At 65.7% G+C, this 24,733-nt stretch carries 21 protein-coding genes and 1 riboswitch; of the genes, 16 read left to right on the top strand and 5 right to left on the bottom strand.

The window, feature by feature from the left end; genetic code table 11:
- Positions 1-2: 2 nt before the first annotated feature.
- The 5 genes from cobG to ACVCNR_RS03170 form a co-directional block, all read right to left on the bottom strand.
- Positions 3-1,460, bottom strand: a complete 1,458-nt coding sequence (gene cobG, locus ACVCNR_RS03190; RefSeq protein WP_447073806.1) for a precorrin-3B synthase — start codon at positions 1,458-1,460, stop codon at positions 3-5.
- Entirely contained in the window at positions 1,457-4,954 is a 3,498-nt protein-coding gene (locus tag ACVCNR_RS03185) for a cobaltochelatase subunit CobN (RefSeq protein ID WP_447073805.1), read from the bottom strand. The genes cobG and ACVCNR_RS03185 overlap by 4 nt, the downstream gene beginning before the upstream one ends.
- A gap of 34 nt (positions 4,955-4,988) precedes the next feature.
- On the bottom strand, positions 4,989-6,026 hold the full coding sequence (gene cobW / locus ACVCNR_RS03180; RefSeq protein ID WP_447073804.1) for a cobalamin biosynthesis protein CobW: 1,038 nt from the start codon (positions 6,024-6,026) through the stop codon (positions 4,989-4,991).
- Positions 6,023-6,442, bottom strand: coding sequence for a DUF1636 family protein (locus tag ACVCNR_RS03175; protein WP_447073803.1), 420 nt, complete (start codon positions 6,440-6,442; stop codon positions 6,023-6,025). The genes cobW and ACVCNR_RS03175 overlap by 4 nt, the downstream gene beginning before the upstream one ends.
- A 36-nt stretch (positions 6,443-6,478) precedes the next feature.
- Positions 6,479-6,684, bottom strand: a riboswitch (cobalamin riboswitch).
- Between the two features lie 28 nt (positions 6,685-6,712).
- A complete protein-coding gene (locus ACVCNR_RS03170; RefSeq protein ID WP_447073802.1) occupies positions 6,713-7,915 on the bottom strand; it encodes a winged helix-turn-helix domain-containing protein in 1,203 nt (400 codons plus the stop codon).
- Positions 7,916-8,253: 338 nt separating this feature from the next.
- Here ACVCNR_RS03170 and ACVCNR_RS03165 point away from each other — a divergent pair, with 338 nt between their 5' ends.
- The 16 genes from ACVCNR_RS03165 (at position 8,254) to ACVCNR_RS03090 (ending at position 24,621) form a co-directional block, all read left to right on the top strand.
- Positions 8,254-8,619, top strand: coding sequence for an NADH-quinone oxidoreductase subunit A (locus ACVCNR_RS03165; RefSeq protein ID WP_354192102.1), 366 nt, complete (start codon positions 8,254-8,256; stop codon positions 8,617-8,619).
- The gene (locus tag ACVCNR_RS03160) at positions 8,610-9,191 is read left to right on the top strand and encodes a NuoB/complex I 20 kDa subunit family protein (RefSeq protein ID WP_354192103.1); all 582 of its coding nucleotides are present in this window, start codon (positions 8,610-8,612) and stop codon (positions 9,189-9,191) included. The genes ACVCNR_RS03165 and ACVCNR_RS03160 overlap by 10 nt, the downstream gene beginning before the upstream one ends.
- Before the next feature lie 6 nt (positions 9,192-9,197).
- Positions 9,198-9,800, top strand: coding sequence for an NADH-quinone oxidoreductase subunit C (locus ACVCNR_RS03155; RefSeq protein ID WP_447073801.1), 603 nt, complete (start codon positions 9,198-9,200; stop codon positions 9,798-9,800).
- Positions 9,801-10,991: an NADH-quinone oxidoreductase subunit D gene (locus ACVCNR_RS03150; protein ID WP_354192105.1), complete on the top strand. Its 1,191-nt coding sequence runs from the start codon at positions 9,801-9,803 to the stop codon at positions 10,989-10,991.
- Positions 10,991-12,118 (top strand): NADH-quinone oxidoreductase subunit E, encoded by a 1,128-nt coding sequence (locus ACVCNR_RS03145; protein ID WP_447073800.1) that lies wholly within the window; start codon positions 10,991-10,993, stop codon positions 12,116-12,118. Before ACVCNR_RS03150 ends, ACVCNR_RS03145 begins: the two co-directional genes overlap by 1 nt.
- A 10-nt stretch (positions 12,119-12,128) precedes the next feature.
- Positions 12,129-13,433, top strand: a complete 1,305-nt coding sequence (gene nuoF / locus ACVCNR_RS03140) for an NADH-quinone oxidoreductase subunit NuoF (RefSeq protein ID WP_447073799.1) — start codon at positions 12,129-12,131, stop codon at positions 13,431-13,433.
- Positions 13,434-13,501: 68 nt separating this feature from the next.
- On the top strand, positions 13,502-14,086 hold the full coding sequence (locus ACVCNR_RS03135; protein WP_447073798.1) for a helix-hairpin-helix domain-containing protein: 585 nt from the start codon (positions 13,502-13,504) through the stop codon (positions 14,084-14,086).
- 71 nt (positions 14,087-14,157) lie between these two features.
- Positions 14,158-16,239 (top strand): NADH-quinone oxidoreductase subunit NuoG, encoded by a 2,082-nt coding sequence (gene nuoG / locus ACVCNR_RS03130; protein WP_354192110.1) that lies wholly within the window; start codon positions 14,158-14,160, stop codon positions 16,237-16,239.
- Positions 16,240-16,242: 3 nt separating this feature from the next.
- A complete protein-coding gene (nuoH, locus tag ACVCNR_RS03125; protein ID WP_447073797.1) occupies positions 16,243-17,289 on the top strand; it encodes an NADH-quinone oxidoreductase subunit NuoH in 1,047 nt (348 codons plus the stop codon).
- Complete coding sequence (gene nuoI / locus ACVCNR_RS03120) at positions 17,289-17,780, top strand: NADH-quinone oxidoreductase subunit NuoI (RefSeq protein ID WP_354192112.1); 492 nt, start codon at positions 17,289-17,291, stop codon at positions 17,778-17,780. Before nuoH ends, nuoI begins: the two co-directional genes overlap by 1 nt.
- A gap of 134 nt (positions 17,781-17,914) precedes the next feature.
- Entirely contained in the window at positions 17,915-18,535 is a 621-nt protein-coding gene (locus ACVCNR_RS03115; protein WP_354192113.1) for an NADH-quinone oxidoreductase subunit J, read from the top strand.
- Position 18,536: 1 nt separating this feature from the next.
- Positions 18,537-18,845: an NADH-quinone oxidoreductase subunit NuoK gene (gene nuoK / locus ACVCNR_RS03110; protein WP_035023851.1), complete on the top strand. Its 309-nt coding sequence runs from the start codon at positions 18,537-18,539 to the stop codon at positions 18,843-18,845.
- Positions 18,846-18,854: 9 nt separating this feature from the next.
- A complete protein-coding gene (nuoL, locus tag ACVCNR_RS03105; RefSeq protein WP_447073796.1) occupies positions 18,855-20,828 on the top strand; it encodes an NADH-quinone oxidoreductase subunit L in 1,974 nt (657 codons plus the stop codon).
- On the top strand, positions 20,825-22,330 hold the full coding sequence (locus ACVCNR_RS03100; RefSeq protein ID WP_354192116.1) for an NADH-quinone oxidoreductase subunit M: 1,506 nt from the start codon (positions 20,825-20,827) through the stop codon (positions 22,328-22,330). The genes nuoL and ACVCNR_RS03100 overlap by 4 nt, the downstream gene beginning before the upstream one ends.
- A gap of 18 nt (positions 22,331-22,348) precedes the next feature.
- On the top strand, positions 22,349-23,785 hold the full coding sequence (gene nuoN / locus ACVCNR_RS03095) for an NADH-quinone oxidoreductase subunit NuoN (protein ID WP_354192117.1): 1,437 nt from the start codon (positions 22,349-22,351) through the stop codon (positions 23,783-23,785).
- The gene (locus tag ACVCNR_RS03090) at positions 23,785-24,621 is read left to right on the top strand and encodes a biotin--[acetyl-CoA-carboxylase] ligase (protein ID WP_354192118.1); all 837 of its coding nucleotides are present in this window, start codon (positions 23,785-23,787) and stop codon (positions 24,619-24,621) included. Before nuoN ends, ACVCNR_RS03090 begins: the two co-directional genes overlap by 1 nt.
- Positions 24,622-24,733 lie beyond the last annotated feature (112 nt).

Raw genomic sequence — 24,733 nt, 5'->3', positions numbered from 1 at the left:
TCTCATTCCTGCATGAAGGCGGTTGTCACGGTTGTAGCACCCAGCCGGGCGAGGCAGGCGGCGACGGTTTCGTCAGCATGGCGCATGTCCTGCACCAGCGAAGCGATGTGGGCGATGCCGGCTTGCGCGTCAGCGACAACATGCGCTTCGGCGGCTGGGGCCCGGGCGGTTGCGCCCAGCGTGATCCCCGTACCGTCGTCATTGCCGACAAGGGTGAGCGCCGCCGGGGCAGGGTGCGCGCAGCCCTTCGCGCAGCCTGAAACGTGGAGCGTGAAGGATCCGTCGAGCAAATCCGCATGGCGGGCGGCGATGCGTTCGGCCAGTGCCCGCGTCGCGATCCTGCCCGAAGCGCAGGCCGGAGCGCCGGGGCAGGCGGCAATGGACAGGCGCGGATCGGCGGGGTCGGTTACGAAGCCGAGGGAGGCCGCCGCTTGCCGCAAGGTCTCGCAGGCAGCGGCGCTCAAGCCGGGAAACAGCAGGGACCGCGCCAGCGCAGGGCGGATTTCGGTCACGCCCAGCGCAATCGCGCCTTGCGCCAGCGCGATGATGCTTTCGGCCGGCATCGAGCCGAAGGGCAGCGCGAGGCCGAGGGCGAGCGTGCCATCTGCCAGCGGGAACATGGAGACGGGAGTGCCTGTTGGCCCGGCTTGAAGATTACCCCTCTCTGGCCTGCCGGCCATCTCCCCCACAAGGGGGAAGAGCAGCAGTTTTGGCGTCAGTTCCGCATCTGCCACGACGGAGATTGGCGAAAGCGTTTCTCCCAATCCCTTCTCCCCTCTTGTGGGGGAGATGGCCGGCAGGCCAGAGAGGGGTATTTCCGCAACGATACGCTGCGCATCCAGATCGCGCGCCCTTGCCTCGCGGCCCAGGGCGGCAATGGCTTCGAGGATGGCGATGGTTGCGGCGCAGGCTTGTGCCTCTTCGACGAAGCCAAGTGGCCGGGCGCTCGCCGCAGTTCCGCCGATGGCGAGATGCCATGTTGCCGGGTTGCCGCAGGCGACAAGCCGTACATCGGCCAGCACGGCGTCCATGGGCAGGCGACCGCCGCCATCCACCACCACGGAAACTTTTGGGCCGAGCCGCGCGCCAAGGCCGGCCTTTTCGATGGCGGCCCGGATTTCATTTGCCAGCGGGCGCGGGTCGGCGATCTCCTGGGCGTCGATGCCGGCCAGCGGGCCGGTCTCGACCGGCACGCCGGTGCGCACGTCGATCTCCAGCACAGCGACCTCGCGGGCCAGTTCACGCGCAGACGACGGCGTGAGGCCGCGAATCTGGATCGAGCCGCGCGCCGTCACGTCGACGATGCCATTGCCGTGGCGCAACGCCGATTCGCAGAGTCCGATCAACGCCTTGGGCGGCAGACCTCCCGCAACAGTGTGGAGACGGGTGAGCAGGCCGTCACCGGTCTGCATCGGTGTGGAAAGGGCGGGGCAGGCGCCGCGTCTGGCGAAGGCGTTCATGCCGCCACCTGCCTTGCCTCGGCGATCAGCGCTGCGAGGTCGTCGTCCACGGAGTTGCGCAGCGGGTGCCACAGGCCGCGCCGGCGGGCAGACAGGAAGCGCTCGGCGATGAGCGCCGCCGCCTCGCGGTTCTCGCGCAGCAGGAAGGCGCGCACTTTCTCATCGCCGAGATAGGCGTCATGAACGGCCTCGATCAGCGCGCCCGGAATGGCGTGCGTGGTTTCGGCGAAGCCGACCAGCCGGTCCACGGTTTCGGCGAATTCGGAAGCGCCGCGCGGGCCGTGGCGCATCTGGCCGGCGATGAAGCGGGGGTTGACGGCGCGGGCGCGCACCACGCGAGAAACCGCTTCGGATACCGAGCGCGGTTTCGGCCTTGCCGGGTCGGTGGTGTCGAGCACGATGACGTCGGCGTTGCGGCCGAGCGTTGCGAGAGCGGCCGAAAACCCGCCGATGAAGGCGACATCGGCGGAGCCTTCGAGAATGTCGCGGCCGGGATCGTCGCCGGTATGGACGAGCAGATCGGCCTCCGACAGCCGGTCCGCGAAAGCGCCGGGCGCGGCGACGCCTTCGCCCTCCGCGCCGCCATAGGCATGGGAGGCGCTGTCCAGATAGGCGCGGCCGATCTCCTCGCGGCTTTCCCAGTCGCCGCTGGCAAGCAGGCTTTCGATGCCGGCGCCATAGGTGCCGGGCGAGGAGCCGAAGATGCGCGGGCCGATGCGGCCTTCGGCGCGGGCAAGGGCGGCCAGCGGGTTTTCGTCGTCGGCCTCGTCGCGTGCCGCGACCGCGCGCGCGGCGGCATCGATCAGCGCGATCTGGGTCGGGAACATGTCGCGGAACAGGCCGGAGATGCGCCAGGTGACATCGACGCGCGGGCGGCCGAGCACGGCCGGCGGCAGCACCTCGATGCCGGTGACGCGGCCGGTGGCGGCATCCCATTGCGGGCGGCAGCCCATCAGCGCCAGCCCCTGCGCGATTTCCTCGCCGCCGGTGCGCAGCGAGGCCGAGCCCCACAGGTCGATGACCAGCGCGCGCGGCCAGTCGCCATGGGTTTGCACATAGGCAGTTACCACCTCGCCGGCCGCCGCCTTGCCGAGGTCGAAGGCGGTCGGCGTCGGCATGGCTCGCGGATCGGCGGTGAACAGGTTGCGGCCGGTGGGCAGCACATCGGTGCGGCCGCGCGCCGGTGCGCCGGACGGGCCGGCGGTGACGTGGCGGCCATCGAGTGCGGCGAGAAGGGCGGATTTTTCCGCTTTCGCGCTTTGCAGGCGCAGAGGATCGTTTTCATCGGGCTGAGCGCGGCCATAGATGTGCAGCCCGTCCTTGACGGCGAAATCCTTGAGGTCGCACAGCCAGGCATCTATGCGGCGCAGCGCCTCGTCGGGCGCGTCGGTGGTGGTCACGCCGGCCTCGACAGCGAGGCCGGTCTCGGCGGCCGTCTCCACGATCAGCTTCGCCAGCCGGTCGCGGCGGCGGCGGTCGAGCCCGTCTGCCTGCGCATATTCATCCACCAGCCGTTCCAGCTTTTGCTGGTGCTCGTCCAGTTCGGCGCCGATCAGCGGCGGCGGCAGATGGCCGAGCGTGACGGCTGAAATGCGCCGCTTGGCCTGCGCCGCCTCGCCGGGATTGGAGACGATGAACGGATAGACGACCGGCAGCGGGCCGGCGACGATCTCGGGGAAGCAGGTTTCGCTCAGCGCCACCGTCTTGCCCGGCAGCCATTCCAGCGTGCCGTGCGCGCCGACATGGACGATGGCGTGGGCATCGAGCGCCTTGCGCAGCCACAGGCCGAAGGCGACCAGTTCATGGCGCGGGGGCAGGGTGGGATCGTGGTAGTCGGCGCGGCGGTCCTCGGAGCGACCGCGATCGGGCGCGAGCGCGACCGTGACGTTGCCGAAGGTGGCGGCGCGGAAGGTGAAGCGCGTCGTGGCGGGTTCACCCCTCTCTGGCCTGCCGGCCATCTCCCCCACAAGGGGGGAGGCCGGATTTGGAGAAACGCTTTCGCCAATCTTCGACGCCGCAAATGGGGAGCCGGCGCCAAAACTGCCTCTCTCCCCCTTTGTGGGGGAGATGGCCGGCAGGCCAGAGAGGGGTATCTCGCAAGGCCCCCAAGCCTGCGTCACGGCCTCGCGCGCCTCAACCGGCAGTTCAGCGAAGTAGGTCTTGTAGTCATCGATGCTGAAATCCTCGCCACCATGATCCAGCATGTCGAGCAGGGCGCGCGGCGATTGCGGAATCCGGTCAACCACATAGCCGGCATCTTTCAGGTCATGCAGCATGGCGAGCACGCTGTTCGGCACGTCGAGCCCCACGGCATAGCCGGTGCGGCCGGGCGCGCTCGGATAGTCGGGGATCATGACGACCACGCGCCGTTCGGCCGGCGGCGTGGCGCGCAGGCGCAGGAAGGCGGAAAGCCGCCTCGCCACCTGCGCGATACGGTCGGGTACCGGCTGGTTTATGTTGGCGCGCAGGCCAAGGGCCGGATCGGCCTCCGCCTCGGCCTTGAAGGAGATGGCGCCGGCCATGATGCGCCCGTCGAGTTCGGGCAGCACGGCGTGCATGGCGAGGTCGGCGGGCGCAAGGCCGCGCTGGCCGCTTGCCCATGCCTCGCGTTTCGTCGTGGCGACCACCACCTGAAACACCGGAATGCCGGTGCGGTCGAACAGCGTTTCCGCGCCCGGCTCCGCGCCCGAAGCGAAGGCCGTGGCGGTGACGATGGCCGCCGGTTGCAGAACTGCAATCGCCTTTTCGACGAAGCCGAGCGAGGCGACGTCTTTCAGGCTGGAGACGAAGACCGGCACCGCCGCGATGCCGGTGCGGCGCAGTTCCGCCGTCAGCGCATCGATGGGGGCGATGTCGTCCGCCGGCAGCATGGAACGGTAGAAGAGAATCGGCACGACGGAAGCAGATTTGTCGTCCGCCAGCAGCGGTGTTTCGACAACGCCTGTTCCGGGTTCGTAATAGCCGGCCCGCGGCACCGGCGTGGGAGCCGCAGCATCGGCCTCATGGCCGGCCAGCCTTGCCAGACGGCGCACCAGCGCCTGCATGTTGGCCGGGCCGCCCTCGCGGAAATAGCCCAGCAGCAGGGAAAGTTCCTCGCGGGGCAGGGTGGAAGCCTGCGCCAGCCGCTCGTCCTCGTCGCGGCATTCGCCGGGCATCAGCGCCAGCCTGATGCCTTTTGCGCGCGCCGTGGCGGCAAGCTGGTCGCAGCCGTAGCGCCACCAGTCGTAGCCGCCCAGAAGACGTACCAGAATGACCTTTGCATGCTGTGCGACGCTGTCCACCCACAGGTCGACCGACATGGGGTGACGCAGGTCGCGCAGCGCCGCCAGCCGCATGGAGGGCAGGCGGTCGGCTTCGGCCTTCCATGCCGAGGCCAGCGCCGCGAGATCGCTGTCCGTGAAGGACAGCGCCACCACCTCGCCCGGCGTCTGGCGCAGGTCGACCGGCTCGATGACATCATCGAGCGAGGCGGAGGTGGTGGTCAGGATATGCATCGTTCAATCCTGATGAGCGGCGCGCTTGCCTAGTTCAGCCCGCCAGAATCTTCTCGATGGCCGGGCGGTCGAGACCCTTGAGGCCGATCACCACCAGCCGCGAGCGGCGGTCGTCATTGGCCGTCCATGCGCGATCATAATAATGATTGACGCGCGGACCGACAGCCTGAACCAGCAGGCGCATCGGCTTGCCGGAAACCTCCACGAACCCCTTCACCCGCAGCACGTCCTCCTGCTCGGCGGCGGCGGCGATGCGGCGCGCCAGTTCCTCGGGGTCGGTGACGGACGGGACGTCGATGACGAAGGTGTCGAAGTCGTCGTGTTCATGGTCGCCGGCGCCGTCGTGATGCGACTTGCGGTTTTCGATGTCGTCCTCGACGGCGAGGCCGAGGCCGAGCAGGATCGACGGATCGACCTTGCCGTGCTCGGACGGGACCACCTTCACGGCCGGCGTGATATGGGCATCGACGATCTTGCGGGCGCGGATGGCAGCGGCCTTGTCCAGCAAATCGTTCTTAGAAAGGATGATGAGATCGGCGCAGGCCACCTGATCCTCGAACACCTCCTCGATCGGATCGTCATGGTCGAGTGACTCGTCTTCGGCGCGCTGGGCGGCGAGCGCATCCATGTCGGAAGCGACCTTGCCCTCGGCAAGCGCGGGACCATCGACCACGGCGACCACGCCATCGACGGTGACGCGGCTTTTCACCGTCGGCCACTGGAACGCCTGCACCAGCGGCTTCGGCAGGGCGAGGCCCGAAGTCTCGATCAGGATATGATCGACCCTGGGCGTGCGCGACAGGATCTGGTCCAGCGCCGGCACGAAATCGTCGGCCACGGTACAGCAGATGCAGCCATTGGCGAGCTCGACGATGTTCTCCTCCGGGCAGGCGTCGATGCCGCAGCCTTTCAATATCTCGCCGTCGACGCCGACGTCGCCGAACTCGTTGACGATGAGGGCGAGGCGCTTGCCTTTGCTGTTCTCCAGCAGGTTGCGGATCAGCGTGGTCTTGCCGGCGCCGAGGAAGCCGGTGACGACGGTGCAGGGCACGCGGGCGGCGGTTGCGGTCATGGTCGATCCTTCAGGATGGTAAGAGGAGGAATGCGCGCGACGAGGCCGCGCTTGAGCGAATCGGGGCGGCCGCGCCACGGCATCAGGCCGTCGTCGGCTCCAGAGAGCAGGCGGGCACCGGCGACCAGATCGGCGCCGCAATCTTCGGCGAGGTCGCCGAACACATAGCTCCAGGCGCCGTCGGAGAGGATGGAGGCGCTGAGCCGGCGCTTGCAGTTGCCGAGGCATTCTACGGTGCGTATCTCGACCGGCGCGCCGGCGGCGGCCCGGCGCGTGTCCTCCGCCAGCTTTTCGCCGGCGCGCGGATGTGCATCCGAGCCGCTGGCGTCGCGGCAGGACACGCACACGATGATCGTCGCGCGGGTTTCCCGGTCGCTGACGGGTGGCGTCGCCTGATGGGCTGGGCTTGAGTCCAAAATATGCTCCTTGCCCGGGACACCCGCCAGGCTTTCGGCTCGGTTTCGTCGACGGCAGGTCTCCTGGCTCGCGGGTTGTCGCCTTTTCGCCGCCTTCCCGGGCTTTTCGACCCAGTGGTGTTTGGCAAGGCTCGCCGCCTACAGTTGCGGGGACAGCCGCGGCGTTGGGATGAACATCCCGCACCGCATTCCCTCTTAGCTCCCCTCCTTTGGAAGTGGAGACCGTCTTGGCGGATTTAGGCTTTGGCGGGGCGCGCTGTCAACGCGCGGCTACGACGCGGCCATGTCTGCCAGCGCCGGGCCAAGATCGCCGGCGGGCGTGACCTCGATGCGGTCGAGTTCCAGCCAGCCGCGCATCTGTTCCAGTTCATCGAAAAGCGCCGCAGCGGTTTCGGCCGGGGCGTGCGGTTCGGCATAGGCGGCATGAACGCGTAGCACCTTGGCCGGCCGGTCTGCCCTGAGGTCGACGCGGGCGACGATCCTGTCGCCCAGCAGGAAGGGCAGGACATAATAGCCGTACTGCCGTTTCTCGGCCGGCGTGTAGATTTCGATGCGGTAGCGGAAGCCGAACAGGTTCTCCGTGCGGTCGCGCTCGAACACCAGCGGATCGAAGGGGGCAAGCAGGGCGCGGGCGTCGATCCTGCGCGGCAGGCGCGCGTCCCGATGCAGATAGGCCTGCCGCGACCAGCCCTTGATGCGCACGGGAATCAGTTCGCCTTCCTCGACCAGTTCGGCGATGCGCGGCACGGTTTCCGTTGCGGAAAGGCGGAAATAGTCGCGCAGGCAGGCGACGGTGGCGATGCCGTGGGCGCGGGCGGAAATACGCAACAGTTCGCGCTGGGCGTCCTGCGTCGCGGGAACGGGCAGGTCGAGGATGTTGCGCGGCAGAACCCGCCCGGGAAGATCGTAGACGCGCTCGAAGCCGCGGCGAAAGGCGGTGGTGATGCGGCCGGCCCAGAACAGCCATTCGAAGGCGGCCTTGGCGTCGCTCCAGCCCCACCAGCCGCCGGACCCCTTGTGGCCATCCATGTCGGATGCCGCGATCGGGCCGCGCGTCTCCACCTCGCGATAAATCTCCTCGATGAAGTCCGAACGCTCGCGGCCGAATTTCGCCAGCCCCCGATACATTTCCTCGCCGCGCGCCGCGCGCTCCATGCGCCAGCGCAGCAGGGGCCATGTCTCCAGAGGCAGGAACGAGGCCTCGTGCGCCCAGTATTCGAACAGCAGGCGCCGGCGCGGACGGGCGGCGTCATCGACCAGCGAAAGCGGGTAGGGCCCGAGGCGCGAATAGAGCGGCATGTAATGCGCCCGCACGACGGCGCTGACCGAGTCGATCTGCAAAAGGCCGGTGCGTGCGAGGAAACGCGAAAGGTGCCGCCGGTCGATGGCGCCGGGCGACGGACGCCGCGCGCCGAAGCCCTGGGCGGCCAGTGCGATGCGTCGTGCCAGGGTGGGCGAAATGGTTTCCGTCATGCGTTTGCAGCCTATCTGCCATGCGTTTGCAACCTAGCAGCGGACCGGCTTTGCGGCAGCCCGATTCCCGCAGGCTAGCAGGCAAAAGGCGGGAACGCTGTCAGGAGTAAAAGTGGAGTAAAAAGTGAAGGAAATCAAAGATGATCAGTTTTGTCGCAGATAGTGGAGGGTGCGGCGTTTCGGGCAAGGTTTGACTTGCTTCGTCCATCCGCCTGCGCTAACCCTCGCCGCGTTGCAGCATGGGGCCGAACGGGTTCCGGGGCAAATCTGTCACGCTTCCGTAACAGGGCCGGCTGCGCTAGTTTCAGGCGGATCCGCCGCCAACGGAAAGTTGCAGCATGAACGAATTGCTGAGTTCGTATCTGCCGATCGTCATTTTCATCGGCGTGGCACTGGTGATCGGGCTGGCGCTTATCGTGGCGCCGTTCCTGGTGGCCTATCGCGATCCCGATCCCGAAAAGCTGTCCGCCTATGAGTGCGGTTTCAATTCGTTCGACGACGCGCGCATGAAGTTCGACATCCGCTTCTACCTGGTGTCGATCCTGTTCATCATCTTCGATCTGGAAGTGGCCTTCCTGTTCCCCTGGGCGGTTTCCTTCGGAGACATGGGCATGCTCGGCTTCTGGTCGATGATGGTGTTCCTCGGCGTGCTGACGATCGGCTTCATCTATGAGTGGAAGAAAGGGGCGCTGGAATGGGATTGAGCAGCAATTCCGGCACGCTGATCGCGCCGCAGCCCAAGGGCATTCTCGATCCGCGCACCGGCAAGCCGGTCGGGTCGGACGATCCGTTCTTCATCGGCATCAATGACGAGCTGGCCGACAAGGGCTTCCTCGTCACCTCCGCCGACGCGCTCATCACCTGGGCGCGCACCGGCTCGCTGATGTACATGACGTTCGGGCTGGCGTGTTGCGCCGTGGAAATGATCCACTCGGCCATGCCGCGCTACGACAGCGAGCGCTTCGGAATCGCGCCGCGCGCCTCGCCGCGCCAGTCGGATGTCATGATCGTGGCGGGCACGCTGACCAACAAGATGGCGCCGGCGCTGCGCAAGGTCTACGACCAGATGCCGGAACCGCGCTACGTCATTTCCATGGGCTCGTGCGCCAATGGCGGCGGCTATTACCACTATTCCTATTCGGTGGTGCGCGGCTGCGACCGCATCGTGCCCGTCGATATCTATGTGCCCGGGTGTCCGCCAAGCGCCGAGGCGCTGATGTACGGCCTTCTCCTGTTGCAGAAGAAAATCCGCCGTACCGGCACCATCGAACGGTGACATGACATGAGTGAAGCACTCAGTGAACTGGCCGCCCATATCGAAGCGAAAGGCGGCGTCGAGATTCTGCGGAGCGAGCTTGCCTATGGCGAGCTGACGATCACCGTGGCGCCCGAGGACATCGTCACGATTTCCCGCTTCGTGCGCGACGACGAAAAGTGCGGCTTCGTTTCGATGATCGACGTGTCCGGTGCAGATTATCCGGCCCGTTTCGACCGCTTCGACGTCGTCTATCACCTGCTGTCGCCGAAGCGGAACCTGCGGCTGCGCCTCAAGGTCCAGGCGGGCGAGGAGACGGTGGTGCCGTCGGTCACGGGCGTGTGGCCGGGTGCGCTGTGGTACGAGCGCGAGACCTACGATCTCTACGGCGTGCTGTTCTCCGGCCATCCGGACCTGCGCCGCATCCTTACCGACTACGGCTTCGAGGGGCATCCGCTGCGCAAGGACTTCCCCCTGACCGGTTTCGTGGAGGTCCGCTACGACGACGAGGCCAAGCGCGTCGTCTACGAGCCCGTCGAGCTGAAGCAGGAATTCCGCAATTTCGACTTCCTCTCGCCGTGGGAAGGCACCGACTACGTGCTGCCCGGCGATGAAAAGGTGAAGCAGTAAATGGCTGAAACCTCCGTCCGCAATTTCAACATCAACTTCGGCCCGCAGCATCCGGCCGCGCACGGCGTTCTGCGCCTGGTTCTGGAGCTGGACGGCGAAGTGGTCGACCGCGTCGATCCGCATATCGGCCTGCTTCATCGCGGCACCGAGAAGCTGATGGAGCACAAGACCTATCTTCAGGCCGTGCCCTATCTCGACCGCCTCGACTATTGCGCGCCGATGAACCAGGAGCACGCCTTCGCGCTCGCCGCCGAGCGCCTGCTCGGCATCGAGGTGCCGAAGCGCGGCCAGCTCATCCGCGTGCTCTATTCCGAGATCGGCCGCATCATGTCGCACATCCTCAATGTGACGACGCAGGCCATGGACGTCGGCGCGCTCACCCCGCCGCTGTGGGGCTTCGTCGAGCGCGAAAAGCTGATGGTGTTCTACGAGCGGGCTTCCGGTTCGCGCATGCATGCGGCCTATTTCCGGCCGGGCGGCGTGCACCAGGACCTGCCGCAGAAGCTGATCGAGGACATCGGCAAGTGGATCGATCCGTTCCTCAAGACGATCGACGACCTCGATGACCTTCTGACCCCCAACCGCATCTTCAAGCAGCGCAACGTCGATATCGGCGTGGTGTCGCTGGAGGATGCCTGGGCATGGGGCTTCTCCGGCGTCATGGTGCGCGGCTCGGGCGCTCCGTGGGACCTGCGCAAGTCGCAGCCCTACGAGTGCTATGACGAGATGGAATTCGACATTCCGATCGGCAAGAACGGCGACTGCTTCGACCGCTACCTGATCCGCATGGAGGAGATGCGCCAGTCGGCGAAGATCATGCGCCAGTGCATCGATCTCCTGCTCGGCAAGGAGAGCACCGGGCCGGTCTCCAATCTCGACGGCAAGGTGGTGCCGCCGAAGCGTGGCGAGATGAAGCGCTCGATGGAAGCGCTGATCCACCACTTCAAGCTCTACACCGAGGGCTACAAGGTGCCGGCCGGCGAGGTCTATGCCGCCGTCGAGGCGCCGAAGGGCGAGTTCGGCGTCTATCTGGTGTCGGACGGGACCAACAAGCCCTATCGCTGCAAGCTTCGTGCGCCGGGCTTCGCCCATCTGCAGGCCATGGATTTCCTGTGCAAGGGGCACATGCTTGCCGACGTCGCCGCCATCCTCGGCTCCCTCGACATCGTGTTTGGTGAGGTCGACCGCTAATGAGTGTCCGCCGTCTCGCAGATGCCAGCATCCAGCCAGCAGCATTCGCCTTCAACAGGGAGAATGCGTCGGCTGCGAAGAAGTGGATCGCAAAATATCCGAAGGGTCGCCAACAGTCGGCTATCATCCCGCTGCTCATGCTGGCGCAGGAGCAGGATGGCTGGGTGACCAAGGCCGCGATCGAATCGATCTGCGACATGCTGGAAATGCCCTATATCCGTGGCCTTGAGGTCGCGACGTTCTACACCCAGTTCCAGCTCAAGCCGGTCGGCACGCGCGCCCATGTCCAGGTGTGCGGCACCACGCCCTGCATGCTGCGCGGCGCCGGCGAACTGATGGATGTGTGCCGGTCCAAGATCAACCACGAGCAGTTCCACACCAACGAGGACGGAACGCTGTCGTGGGAAGAGGTGGAGTGCCAGGGCACCTGCGTGAACGCGCCGATGGTCATGATCTTCAAGGACACCTATGAGGACCTGACGCCCGAGCGCCTGGCCGAGATCATCGACGAGTTCGAGGCGGGCAGGGGCGACAGCGTGCCCACCGGCCCGCAGATCGACCGCTTCCTCTCCGCTCCGGCCGGCGGCTTCACCAGCCTGACCGACGAGAAGGCGGTGCTGAAATCGACCCGCGACCGCGCGGCAAAGGCGGCCACGCCGGCCAAGGCCGAGGAGGCTGCACCGGTGCCGCCGTCCAACGCCGGCAAGCCGAAGACGGATGCGCCCGAAACCAGCCCCGCGCTGAAGACGCCCTCCACGGTCAAGGCCGCGCCGGAAGCCGAGAAGGCCGTCAGCGTCGCCGCGCCGAAGAAGGCAGCCCCGACCAAGGCGGCGAAGCCGTCGCTCGACGACAGGAACCGCCCGGCCGGCATCGCCCGTCCGGCGAGCGTCGACGATCTCAAGCTGATCTCGGGCGTCGGGCCGAAGAACGAGAAGATCCTGCACGAGCTTGGCATCTTCACCTATGCGCAGGTCGCTTCGTGGAAGAAGGCCGAGCGCGAATGGGTGGACGGCTATCTCAATTTCCATGGCCGTATCGAGCGCGAGGACTGGGTCAAGCAGGCCAAGGCGCTCGCCAAGGGTGGCGTGGACGAATATGTCCGCGTCTTCGGCAAGAAGCCGGTTTGAGGGAAGAACGATGCTTCAGGACAAGGATCGCATCTTTACCAACATCTACGGCCGCTTCGACAAGTCGCTGGCGGGCGCCATGTCGCGCGGTTGCTGGGATGGTACCAAGGGCATCATCGAGAAGGGCCGCGACTGGATCATCAACGAGATGAAGGCGTCGGGCCTGCGCGGCCGTGGCGGCGCCGGCTTCCCGACCGGTCTCAAATGGTCGTTCATGCCCAAGGTGAGCGACGGCCGCCCGAGCTATCTCGTGGTCAATGCCGACGAATCCGAGCCCGGCACCTGCAAGGACCGCGACATCCTGCGCAACGATCCGCACACGCTGGTCGAGGGCTGCCTGCTGGCCGGCTTCGCCATGGGCGCGGTCGCGGCCTACATCTATGTGCGCGGCGAGTTCATCCGCGAGCGCGAGGCGCTGCAACGGGCCATCGACGAGGCCTATGACGCGAGGCTGATCGGCAAGAACAACAAGAACGGCTACGACTTCGACATCTACGTCCATCACGGCGCCGGCGCCTATATCTGCGGCGAGGAAACCGCGCTGCTGGAAAGCCTCGAAGGCAAGAAGGGCCAGCCGCGCCTCAAGCCGCCGTTCCCGGCCAATATGGGCCTCTATGGCTGCCCGACCACGGTCAACAACGTCGAATCCATCGCCGTTGCGCCGACCATCCTGCGCCGGGGCGCGGCCTGGTTCTCGTCCTTCGGGCGCCCGAACAACGTCGGCACCAAGCTCTACATGCTGGTCGGCCACGTGAACACGCCCTGCACGGTCGAGGAAGAGATGGGCACCACCTTCCGCGAGTTGGTGGAGAAGCACGGCGGCGGCATCATCGGCGGCTGGGACAATCTGCTGGCGGTCATCCCCGGCGGCGCATCCTGTCCGGTCGTGAAAGCCGAGGACATCATCGACTGCCCGATGGACTTCGACGGCCTGCGCGAGCGCAAGTCGTCGTTCGGCACGGCCGCCATGATCATCATGGACAAGTCGACCGACATCGTGAAGGCGATCGCGCGGCTCTCCTACTTCTTCAAGCATGAGAGCTGCGGCCAGTGCACGCCGTGCCGTGAGGGCACGGGCTGGATGTGGCGCGTGATGGAGCGGCTGGTGCGCGGCGAGGCGCAGAAGCGCGAGATCGACATGCTGCTCGACGTCAGCAAGCAGATCGAGGGCCACACCATCTGCGCGCTGGGCGACGCCGCCGCGTGGCCGGTGCAGGGCCTGATCCGCAACTTCCGCCCGGAGATCGAGCGGCGCATCGACGAATTCACCCGCAACGCCCACCGGGTCGAGCCGGTTCTGGTCGCCGCCGAGTAGGCGTGGCCGGAACGGACCGACAGGCAGGATTGAAAGGAAACCGGAAAGCACCGAGACGGGAGATCGCAATGACGAAAACCTCCAGCAACGATCGTTTGCAGACCGGATTGAATGGCTTCGAGACCATGCAGAACCACGCCGCAGAAATGATGCCGAAGGAGATGGCCAGCGCCGTCAATCTGTTCGTGCATCCGGCCGCCGGAATGGTGGCTGCGTCGGCGCTTGGCTTCGGCCTGGCCAGCCAGGCGTTCGGCATGTGGCTGGGCGCGCTCAGCGGCATGGGCGAGGCTTCGCATCGCATGCTCCAGTCGCTGGACGACAAGCCGCCTCAGGAAGCGGGCTCGCCGCGTTCGGCGCCGGCGCTGCGTCTGGTGAGCACGGCGGCGGCAGGCGGCGCCACGAAGGGTCGCGGCCGGCCGCAGGGCATCGAAAAGCCGGCCGTGCCGGACGATCTCAAGGCTATAGCAGGCATCGGGCCAAAGCTTGAAGCGGTGCTCAATGGTTACGGCGTCTGGACGTATGGCCAGATCGCCGACTGGACGGACGCCGAGATCGCGTGGATGGACGACACGCTCGGTTTTCGCGGCCGCATCCGGCGCGATGACTGGGCCGGGCAGGCGGCGTCACTGCGGGACGGGCAACGGGTAAAGTGAAAATCAGGCCGGGCGCCGTTTCGATGGCGCCCGCAACGGAGATCGCGGCACGGCTGCGGGGTTGAGGCAAGATGGCAAAGCTCAAGGTCGACGGGAAAGAGATCGAGGTACCCGACCACTATACGCTGTTGCAGGCGGCGGAAGTGGCCGGCGCGGAAGTGCCGCGCTTCTGTTTCCATGAGCGGCTGTCGATCGCCGGCAACTGCCGCATGTGCCTGGTCGAGGTGAAGGGCGGCCCGCCCAAGCCGCAGGCATCCTGCGCCATGGGCGTGCGCGACCTGCGCCCCGGCCCGGAAGGCGAGCTGCCAGAAGTGTTCACCAACACGCCGATGGTCAAGAAGGCCCGCGAAGGCGTGATGGAGTTCCTGCTCATCAACCACCCGCTGGATTGCCCGATCTGCGACCAGGGCGGCGAATGCGACCTGCAGGACCAGGCCATGGCGTTCGGCATGGATTCCTCGCGCTTCCATGAGAACAAGCGCGCGGTCGAGGACAAGTATATCGGCCCGCTGGTCAAGACGATCATGACGCGCTGCATCCATTGCACGCGCTGCGTCCGCTTCACCACGGAAGTGGCCGGCATTTCCGAACTCGGCCTGATCGGCCGCGGCGAGGATGCCGAGATCACCACCTATCTCGAGCAGGCGATGACCTCCGAACTGCAGGGCAACGTCATCGACCTGTGCCCGGTCGGCGCGCTCACCGCGCGGCCCTACGCCTTCCAGGCGCGGCCGTGGGAACTGACCAAGACCGAATCCATCGACGTCATGGATGCCGTGGGCTCCGCGATCCGCGTCGACACGCGCGGCCGCGAGGTCATGCGCATCCTGCCGCGCAACAACGACGCGGTGAACGAGGAATGGATTTCCGACAAGACCCGCTTCATCTGGGACGGGCTGCGCACCCAGCGCCTCGACCGGCCCTATGTGCGCCGTGACGGCAAGCTGAAGCCGGCAAGCTGGGGCGAGGCCTTCGCCGCCATCCAGGACGCGATTGCCGCGGCCTCGCCGGAGCGGATCGGCGCCATCGCCGGCGATCTTTCCGCGGTCGAGGAAATGTATGCGCTGAAGCGCCTGATGGCTTCACTGGGCTCGGCCAATATCGACTGCCGCCAGGACGGAGCCGCGCTCGACCCAGCGCTGGGCCGCGCGAGCTACATCTTCAACCCGACCATCGAGGGCATCGAGGACGCCGATGCGATCCTTATTGTCGGTGCCAACCCGCGTTTCGAGGCGTCGGTGCTCAACGCCCGCATCCGCAAGCGCTTCCGCGCCGGGCCGCTGCCGATCGGCGTGATCGGCGACTTCGGCGACCTGCGCTACGATTATGAAGCTCTTGGCGCCGGTCCCGAGACGCTGAAGGACCTGGCCGACGGCAACGGCAAGTTCTTCCAGGCGCTGAAGAAGGCCGAGCGCCCGCTGATCATCGTGGGGCAGGGCGCTCTGGCGCGTGCCGACGGTGCGGCCGTGCTCGGCCAGGCGGCGAAGCTTGCCATGGCGGTCGGCGCCGTCGGGGCGGAGTGGAACGGCTTTGCCGTGCTGCACAATGCGGCGGCGCGTGTCGGCGGTCTCGACATCGGTTTCGCGCCGGGCGAGGGCGGCAAGGATGCCGCCGCCATGCTGGAAGGCACCGACGTGCTGTTCCTGCTCGGCGCCGACGAGATCGACATGAGCAGGGTCAAGAGCGGCTTCGTGGTCTATATCGGCACCCATGGCGATGCCGGCGCCCACCGCGCCGACGTCATCCTGCCGTCGGCCACCTACACCGAGAAATCCGGCACCTATGTCAACACGGAAGGCCGCGTGCAGCAGACCAGCCGCGCCGGCTTCGCGCCGGGCGATGCGCGCGAGGACTGGGCGATCCTTCGCGCCCTTTCCGATGTGCTCGGCCACAGGCTGCCCTTCGATTCGCTGGTGCAGCTTCGCGCTGCACTCTATGGCGAATATCCGCATCTTGCCCGCATCGACGAAATCGAGGCGGGATCGGCCGAGGAGGTTGCCGGCGTGGCCACGCTCGGCGGCAAGCTCGACAAGGCCGGCTTCGTGTCGCCGGTGCGCGACTTCTACCTGACCAACCCGATCGCCCGCGCCTCGGCCGTGATGGCCGAATGCTCGGCGCTGGCGCAGGGCGGCTTCCAGCAGGCGGCGGAATAGGACATGGACGACAGCTTCTTCTCCTTCTATGTGTTGCCGGCACTGATCATCCTGGTGAAATCCCTCGCACTGCTCGTGGTGCTGCTGATCTTCGTCGCCTACATCCTCTATGCCGACCGCAAGATCTGGGCGGCCGCGCAGATGCGTCGCGGCCCCAACGTGGTCGGGCCCTGGGGCCTGTTCCAGGCCTTCGCCGACCTGTTCAAGTTCGTGTTCAAGGAGCCGGTCATTCCCTCCGGCGCCAACAAGGGCGTGTTCCTGCTGGCCCCGCTGGTTTCGTCGGTGCTGGCGATGACGGCCTGGGCGGTTATTCCGGTCAATGAAGGCTGGGCCATCGCCAACATCAATGTCGGCATCCTCTTCGTGCTCGCCATCTCCTCGCTGGAGGTCTACGGCGTGATCATGGGCGGCTGGGCCTCGAACTCGAAATATCCGTTCCTAGGCGCGCTGCGCTCGGCGGCGCAGATGGTGTCCTACGAGGTGTCCATCGGCTTCGTCATCATCACCGTGCTCCTGTGCGTCGGTTCGCTGAACCTGACCGACATCGTGCTGGCGCAGAGGGACGGGCTCGGCACCATGTTCGGCATGCCCAACAGCTTCCTCGACTGGCACTGGCTCGGCCTGTTCCCGATGTTCATCATCTTCATGATCTCGGCGCTGGCCGAGACCAACAGGCCGCCCTTCGACCTCGTCGAGGCCGAGTCGGAGCTGGTCGCCGGCCACATGGTCGAATATTCGTCGACGGCGTTCCTGCTCTTCTTCCTCGGCGAATATGTCGCCATCGTGCTGATGTGCGCGTTGACGACCATCCTGTTCCTCGGCGGCTGGCTGCCGCCGCTCGATATCGCGCCGCTCACCTGGGTTCCGGGCATCATCTGGTTCGTGCTCAAGGTGTGCTTCGTGTTCTTCATCTTCTCGATGGCCAAGGCGGTGCTGCCGCGCTATCGCTACGACCAGCTCATGCGGCTGGGCTGGAAAGTGTTCCTGCCGATCTCGCTGTTCATGGTCGTGGGCACGGCAGCCTTCCTCAAGTTGACGGGGCTTGCCTGATGTCCGCATTTGCTCAAGCGGCGAAGTCGCTGATCCTGAAAGATATCGTTGCCGGCTACCTGCTCGGCATCAAGAAGATGGTCCAGCCCAAGGAAACCATCAACTATCCGCACGAGAAGGGGCCGATCAGCCCTCGTTTCCGCGGCGAGCATGCGCTGCGCCGCTACCCCAACGGGGAAGAGCGCTGCATCGCGTGCAAGCTGTGCGAGGCGATCTGCCCGGCGCAGGCCATCACCATCGAGGCCGGTCCGCGCCGCAACGACGGCACGCGCCGCACCGTGCGCTACGACATCGACATGGTGAAGTGCATCTATTGCGGCTTCTGCCAGGAAGCCTGCCCGGTTGACGCCATCGTCGAGGGACCGAATTTCGAATTCGCGACCGAGACGCGCGAGGAGCTTTACTACGACAAGGACAAGCTTCTGGCCAACGGCGACCGCTGGGAGCGCGAAATTGCGCGCAGCATGGCGATGGACGCACCGTATCGCTGAGCGCGGATGCCGGGCGCGCGGCCCGGACATCGGCATTTGAAACATGGACTGGCCGCAACGGCTCGTCTAAGGAACACGCGGTTTCGTGACCGGAGGCGGCACGGAATCAGGATTTGGAAACCCGGGGGATCCCCATGCTTGAAGGACTAGAGGCGGCTTTCTTCTACCTCTTCGCCCTTGTCGCGGTCGCGTCGGCCTTGATGGTCATCTCGTCGCGCAATCCCGTGCACTCGGTGCTGTTCCTGATCCTCGCCTTCTTCAACGCGGCGGGGCTGTTCCTGCTGGCGGGAGCCGAGTTCCTGGCGCTGATCCTGCTCATCGTCTATGTCGGCGCGGTCATGGTCCTGTTCCTGTTCGTGGTCATGATGCTCGACGTCGATTTCGCCGAGTTCAAGCAGGGAGCGCTGCACTATGCGCCCATCGGCGCGATTGTCGGGCTGATCCTGGCCGCCGAGCTGATCATCGTGACCGGCGGCTACGTACTGGCGCCCGAACTGAGCTCGTCGGTTGCGAGGCCGATCCCGGACCTGGCAGAGCGCACCAACACCGCCGCGCTCGGCGACATCCTCTACACGGATTACATCCATTTCTTCCAGATGGCCGGCATCGTGCTTCTGGTGGCCATGGTCGGCGCCATCGTGCTGACGCTGCGCCACAAGCAGGGCGTCAGGCGTCAGTCGATCTCCGAACAGGTCGGCCGCACGCCCGAGAGCGCCATCGAAGTGCGCAAGGTCGAGACGGGGAAGGGCATCTGACATGACCGTCGGCATCGGACATTATCTGACACTTTCGGCGATCCTGTTCACGATCGGCGTGTTCGGCATCTTCCTGAACCGCAAGAACGTCATCGTCATCATGATGTCGATCGAGCTTCTGCTTCTGGCGGCCAACATCAACCTGGTCGCCTTCTCCTCGGTGCTCAACGACCTTGTGGGGCAGGTCTTCGTGCTGTTCGTGCTGACGGTCGCGGCGGCCGAGGCGGCGATCGGCCTGTCCATCCTCGTGGTCTTCTTCCGCAACCGCGGCTCCATCGCGGTGGAAGACGTGAATATGATGAAGGGTTGAGGCGCAGCCATGTACCAAGCCATCGTCTTCCTGCCCCTCATCGGGTTCCTGATCGTCGGCCTGTTCGGCACCTCGCTCGGTGCCAAGGCATCCGAATACATCACCTCCGGCCTGGTGGTGGTTTCGGCCGCGCTGTCGTGGGTCGCCTTCTTCTCGGTCGGCTTCTCGGAAACCGAGACCTTCACCGTGCCGGTGCTGCGCTGGCTGCAATCGGGCGGGCTCGATGCCGCCTGGGCGCTGCGCATCGATACGCTGACCGTCGTCATGCTGGTTGTGGTCAATACCGTCTCGGCGCTGGTCCACATCTACTCGATCGGCTACATGCACCACGATCCGCACCGGCCGCGCTTCTTCGCCTATCTGTCGTTGTTCACCTTCGCCATGCTGATGCTGGTGACTGCCGACAACCTGTTGCAGATGTTCTTCGGCTGGGAAGGCGTCGGCCTCGCCTCCTATCTGCTGATCGGCTTCTGGTACAAGAAGCCCTCGGCAAGCGCGGCGGCCATGAAGGCCTTCATCGTCAACCGCGTCGGTGACTTCGGCTTCCTGCTCGGCCTGTTCGGCGTGTTCGTGCTGTTCGGCTCCATCAACCTGTCGACCATATTCGCCAGTGCCGCCACCTATCTGCCGGCCGAAGGTGCCGCGGAAGGCAGCGCGGTGCTGACCTTCCTCGGCTACTCGCTGGACAAGACGGCGGCGATCACCGTGGTGTGCCTGCTGCTGTTCATGGGCGCCATGGGCAAGTCGGCGCAGGTACCGCTGCACACCTGGCTGCCGGACGCCATGGAAGGCCCGACCCCGGTTTCGGCGCTGATCCATGCCGCCACAATGGTCACCGCCGGCGTGTTCATGCTGGCGCGCCTGTCGCCGCTTTTCGAGCTGTCGCACAGCGCGCTCACCGTGGTCACCTTCATCGGTGCCACCACCGCCTTCTTCGCGGCGACGGTCGGCCTGGTTCAGAACGACATCAAGCGCGTCATCGCCTATTCGACCTGCTCGCAGCTCGGCTACATGTTCGTGGCGCTGGGCGTCGGCGCCTATGGCGCGGCGATCTTCCACCTGTTCACGCACGCCTTCTTCAAGGCCCTGCTGTTCCTCGGCTCCGGCTCGGTCATCCATGCCATGTCCGACGAGCAGGACATGCGCAACATGGGCGGCATCCGCAAGCTGATCCCGGCCACCTACTGGATGATGATCATCGGCACCATCGCGCTGACCGGCGTCGGTATCCCGGCCACGGTCATCGGCACCGCCGGCTTCTTCTCCAAGGACGCCATCATCGAAAGCGCCTTCGTCGGCCACAATGCGGTGGCGGGCTTCGCCTTCACGCTGTTGGTGATCGCCGCCTGCTTCACCTCCTTCTATTCCTGGCGGCTGATCTTCATGACCTTCCACGGCAAGTCGCGCGCCAGCGAGGAGGTTCTGCACCACGTGCATGAATCGCCGCCGGTGATGCTGGTGCCGCTCTACATCCTCGCGGTCGGCGCGCTGTTCGCGGGCTTCCTGTTCCACGACCAGTTCATCGGCGACGCCTACGAGGTATTCTGGAAGACGGCGCTGTTCACCTCGGCCGACAACCACGTCCTGCACGAGATGCACGGCGTGCCGATGTGGGTGAAGCTGTCGCCGTTCGTGGCGATGGTGATCGGCTTCCTCGTTTCTTACCAGTTCTACATCCGCTCGCCGGAGACGCCGAAGCGGCTCGCAGCGCAGCATCGCGGGCTCTACGCCTTCCTGCTCAACAAGTGGTATTTCGACGAGCTTTACGACTTCCTGTTCGTGCGCTCCGCCAAGGCGCTCGGCCGCTTCCTGTGGAAGACCGGTGACGGGAAGATCATCGACGGGCTCGGGCCGGACGGCGTTTCGGCGCGCGTCATCGACGTCACCCAGCGTGTCGTCAAGCTGCAGTCCGGCTACCTCTATCACTACGCCTTCGCAATGCTGATCGGCGTTGCCGCACTTGCCACCTGGATGATGCTATGACCGACTGGCCCATTCTCTCTACGGTCACGTTCCTGCCGCTGGTCGGTGCCCTTCTGGTGCTGCTGATCAACGACGACAACGAGAACGGTCGCCGCAACATCCGCTCGATCACGCTGCTGACGACGGTGTTCACCTTCGTGGTGTCGCTGTTCGTGTGGATCGGCTTCGACAATTCGCAGGCCGGCTTCCAGATGGTGGAAAAGGCGGAGTGGCTGGACAGCGGCATCTCCTACCATATGGGCGTCGACGGCATTTCCATGCTGTTCGTCATCCTCACCACCTTCCTGATGCCGTTGTGCATCCTGGCGTCGTGGGAATCGGTGCAGAAGCGCGTGAAGGCGTATATGATCGCCTTCCTGCTGCTCGAGACGCTGATGATCGGCGTGTTCTGCGCGCTCGACATCGTGCTGTTCTACGTCTTCTTCGAGGCGGGCCTGATCCCGATGTTCATCATCATCGGCGTGTGGGGCGGCAAGCGGCGCGTCTATGCCTCGTTCAAGTTCTTCCTCTACACGTTGCTCGGCTCGGTGCTGATGCTGCTCGCCATCATGGCGATGTTCTGGCAGGCCGGCACCACGGATATCCCGACGCTGCTGGCGCATGATTTCCCGGCCAATATGCAGACATGGCTATGGCTCGCCTTCTTCGCCTCCTTCGCGGTGAAGATGCCGATGTGGCCGGTGCACACCTGGCTGCCGGACGCACACGTGGAGGCGCCGACGGCGGGCTCGGTCATCCTGGCCGGCATCCTGCTGAAGATGGGCGGCTACGGCTTCCTGCGCTTCTCTTTGCCGATGTTCCCGATCGCCTCGGAGATGTTCGCGCCCTTCGTCTTCACCCTGTCGGTCGTCGCCATCGTCTACACCTCGCTGGTGGCGCTGATGCAGGAGGACATGAAGAAGCTGATCGCCTATTCCTCGGTCGCCCACATGGGCTACGTGACCATGGGCATCTTCGCCATGAACGCCGAGGGCATCCAGGGCGCCATCTTCCAGATGCTGTCGCACGGTCTGGTGTCTTCGGCGCTGTTCCTGTGCGTCGGCGTCATCTACGACCGCATGCACACGCGTGAGATCGACGCCTATGGCGGCCTCGTCAACAACATGCCGAAATATGCGGTGGCCTTCCTGATCTTCACCATGGCCAATGTCGGCCTGCCCGGCACCAGCGGCTTCATCGGCGAGTTCCTGACGCTGCTCGGCGTGTTCCGGGTCAACACCTGGGTGGCGCTGTTCGCCACCACCGGCGTGATCCTGTCGGCCGGCTACGCGCTGTGGCTCTACCGCCGCGTCGTGTTCGGCGCGCTGACCAAGGACAGCCTCAAGGGCATGCTCGACCTTTCGGGCCGCGAGAAGGCGGTGCTCTATCCGCTGGTGGTGCTGACGATCTTCTTCGGCGTCTACCCGGCGCCGGTGCTGGACGTGACCGCCCAGTCGGTGAAGACGCTGGTGAGCAACGTCACCGCATCGATCAATGCCGCGCAGACCGCGGCCGCAAACTGACCGGAGACTTAGGGAACAATGACGCCGGAACTCTCCACCAGTCTCGCGCTCGTCACGCCCGAGCTCATCATGGCCGCAGGCGCCATGGTGCTCCTGATGATCGGCGTGTTCTCAAGCGGCCGTCCGAGCACGCTCGTCTCCACGCTTGCCGTTCTGGTCATGGCCGCGGCCGGCGCCTGGCTGATGTTCGCCACGGGCGAGGGCAGGGCGTTCGGGGATTCCTTCGTGCTCGATCCCTTCGCGCGCTTCATGAAGCTGCTCACCCTCGGCGGCTCGGCGGTCGCGCTCGTCATGTCGATCGGTTACAGCCGCGCCCAGAAGTTCGATTCCTTCGAATATCCGGTGCTGGTCATGCTCTCGACCGTCGGCATGCTGCTGATGGCCTCGGCCAACGACATGATCGCGCTCTACCTCAGCTTCGAGCTGCAATCGCTGGCGCTCTACATCGTCGCGGCCATCAACCGCGACAGCCTGCGCTCCAGCGAGGCGGGCCTGAAATATTTCGTGCTCGGCGCGCTCGGCACCGGCATGATGCTCTACGGCATCTCGCTGGTCTACGGCTACACCGGCTCCATCGACTTCGAGGTCATCGCCTCGACCCTGTCGGGCAAGGAGCGGCAGGTGGGCGTGCTGTTCGGCGTGGTCTTCATCCTCGCCGGCCTCGTCTTCAAGATTTCGGCGGCACCGTTCCACATGTGGACGCCCGACGTCTACGAAGGCGCGCCGACGCCGGTCACGGCCTTCTTCGCCGTGGCCCCGAAGGTCGCCACCATGGCGCTGATCCTGCGCCTGGTCATGGAGGCATTCCAGCCGTCGGCCGCCGACTGGCAGCAGATCATCGTGTTCGTCTCCATCGCCTCGATGGCGCTCGGCTCGTTCGCGGCCATCGGCCAGCGCAATTTCAAGCGCCTGATGGCCTACTCCTCCATCGGCCATATGGGCTTCGCGCTGGTCGGCCTCGCTGCCAACAGCGAGGCGGGCGTGCGCGGCGTCATCATCTACATGCTGATCTATGTCGCCATGACGCTCGGCATGTTCGCCTTCATCATCGCCATGCGGCGCAATGACGAGAATGTCGAGGAGATCGGCGATCTGGCCGGCCTGTCGCAGACCAATCCGGTGATGGCGACGCTGCTAACCATCCTGCTGTTCTCGCTGGCCGGCATTCCGTGGCTGGCCGGGTTCTGGGCGAAGTGGTACGTCTTCCTGGCGGCCATCGATGCCGGCCTCTACGCGCTGGCCATCATCGGCGTGCTGACCTCGGTCGTGGCCGCCTTCTACTACCTGCGCATCATCAAGATCATGTGGTTCGACGAGCCGGCCGGCGGCTTCCAGCCGATGGCCGCCGAGCTGCGGGTGATCCTCGGCCTGTCCGGCGCCTTCGTGGTGTTCTACGTGCTCATCGGCGGCCCGATCAGCACCATGGCGCAGGCCGCCGCCAAGACGTTCTTCTGATGGCGTTTGCGCTGGCGCCGACGGCGGCATCCGAAGGCTATCGCCTCGAGGCGCTCGACACGGTCGGCTCCACCAACGCGCAGGCGCTCGAGCACGCCCGTGCCGGCGATCCCGGCAAGCTGTGGGTGGTCTCGAAGAACCAGCAGAGCGGGCGCGGCCGTCGCGGCCGGGCCTGGCAGTCGCCGCCGGGGAATCTTGCGGCAACGCTGCTTGTCGTTGCCGACTACGAGCTGAAGCTTGCCTCGACGCTCGGCTTCGTCGCCGGGCTGGCGCTGGCCGATGCGCTGGATGCGGTGACGCCGAAGGGTAGCATCGCAGTCGGCATCGACGCCGGCAGCGGGGCGGGCGAAGGGGCGCGCAACCGTTTCGCGCTGAAATGGCCGAACGATGTGCTGGCCTCCGGCGCAAAGCTTGCCGGCATCCTGCTGGAATCGACCGTGCTGGGTGAAAACCGGTTCGCGGTCGCCGTGGGCATCGGCGTCAATGTCGTCGCCCATCCCGACGGCCTGCCTTATCCCGCTACGTCCCTGCACAAGCTCGGCGCGACCTGCGATGCCGAAACGCTGTTCCTGGCCTTGTCCGATGCCTGGGCCGACAATGCACGGCTGTGGAGCGAGGGGCGGGGCCTTTCGGCCATCCGCAAGCGCTGGCTGGAGCGCGCCGCCGGGATCGGCAGCGAGGTCGCGGTGCGGGTCGACAACAGGATCGTGCGCGGTATTTTCGAAACCATCGACGAGGATTGCCGCTTCGTGATCCGCGACCATGACGGCGGCGTGGTGACGATCGCGGCGGGCGACGTGCATTTCGGCGCGGTCGCCAGCGCCGGCGCCGTGTAGCGATTTCAGGACGGCGGGAGCCGGTTTGCAGCCGGAATCGCGCAGAACAGGAAGATTGGGCGTTTACTGAATTCCAGAAGAAGCCGAAATGCTCTACCTGGAATTGAACGCC

It is taken from the genome of Aquamicrobium terrae (genome assembly GCF_052978165.1).
This window is presented reverse-complemented; position numbering and strand designations above follow the sequence as displayed.

Excerpts from the sequence above, each read along its gene's own strand:
- nuoG (WP_354192110.1), top strand. The coding sequence starts at position 14,158 with ATGGCAAAGCTCAAGGTCGACGGGAAAGAGATCGAGGTACCCGACCAC.
- ACVCNR_RS03155 (WP_447073801.1), top strand. The coding sequence starts at position 9,198 with ATGAGTGAAGCACTCAGTGAACTGGCCGCCCATATCGAAGCGAAAGGC.
- nuoL (WP_447073796.1), top strand. The coding sequence starts at position 18,855 with ATGTACCAAGCCATCGTCTTCCTGCCCCTCATCGGGTTCCTGATCGTC.
- ACVCNR_RS03100 (WP_354192116.1), top strand. The coding sequence starts at position 20,825 with ATGACCGACTGGCCCATTCTCTCTACGGTCACGTTCCTGCCGCTGGTC.
- cobW (WP_447073804.1), bottom strand. The coding sequence starts at position 6,026 with ATGACCGCAACCGCCGCCCGCGTGCCCTGCACCGTCGTCACCGGCTTC.
- ACVCNR_RS03115 (WP_354192113.1), top strand. The coding sequence starts at position 17,915 with ATGCTTGAAGGACTAGAGGCGGCTTTCTTCTACCTCTTCGCCCTTGTC.
- ACVCNR_RS03165 (WP_354192102.1), top strand. The coding sequence starts at position 8,254 with ATGAACGAATTGCTGAGTTCGTATCTGCCGATCGTCATTTTCATCGGC.
- nuoN (WP_354192117.1), top strand. The coding sequence starts at position 22,349 with ATGACGCCGGAACTCTCCACCAGTCTCGCGCTCGTCACGCCCGAGCTC.
- nuoI (WP_354192112.1), top strand. The coding sequence starts at position 17,289 with ATGTCCGCATTTGCTCAAGCGGCGAAGTCGCTGATCCTGAAAGATATC.
- nuoF (WP_447073799.1), top strand. The coding sequence starts at position 12,129 with ATGCTTCAGGACAAGGATCGCATCTTTACCAACATCTACGGCCGCTTC.
- nuoH (WP_447073797.1), top strand. The coding sequence starts at position 16,243 with ATGGACGACAGCTTCTTCTCCTTCTATGTGTTGCCGGCACTGATCATC.
- ACVCNR_RS03090 (WP_354192118.1), top strand. The coding sequence starts at position 23,785 with ATGGCGTTTGCGCTGGCGCCGACGGCGGCATCCGAAGGCTATCGCCTC.
- ACVCNR_RS03135 (WP_447073798.1), top strand. The coding sequence starts at position 13,502 with ATGACGAAAACCTCCAGCAACGATCGTTTGCAGACCGGATTGAATGGC.
- cobG (WP_447073806.1), bottom strand. The coding sequence starts at position 1,460 with ATGAACGCCTTCGCCAGACGCGGCGCCTGCCCCGCCCTTTCCACACCG.
- ACVCNR_RS03170 (WP_447073802.1), bottom strand. The coding sequence starts at position 7,915 with ATGACGGAAACCATTTCGCCCACCCTGGCACGACGCATCGCACTGGCC.
- ACVCNR_RS03160 (WP_354192103.1), top strand. The coding sequence starts at position 8,610 with ATGGGATTGAGCAGCAATTCCGGCACGCTGATCGCGCCGCAGCCCAAG.
- nuoK (WP_035023851.1), top strand. The coding sequence starts at position 18,537 with ATGACCGTCGGCATCGGACATTATCTGACACTTTCGGCGATCCTGTTC.
- ACVCNR_RS03145 (WP_447073800.1), top strand. The coding sequence starts at position 10,991 with ATGAGTGTCCGCCGTCTCGCAGATGCCAGCATCCAGCCAGCAGCATTC.
- ACVCNR_RS03150 (WP_354192105.1), top strand. The coding sequence starts at position 9,801 with ATGGCTGAAACCTCCGTCCGCAATTTCAACATCAACTTCGGCCCGCAG.
- ACVCNR_RS03185 (WP_447073805.1), bottom strand. The coding sequence starts at position 4,954 with ATGCATATCCTGACCACCACCTCCGCCTCGCTCGATGATGTCATCGAG.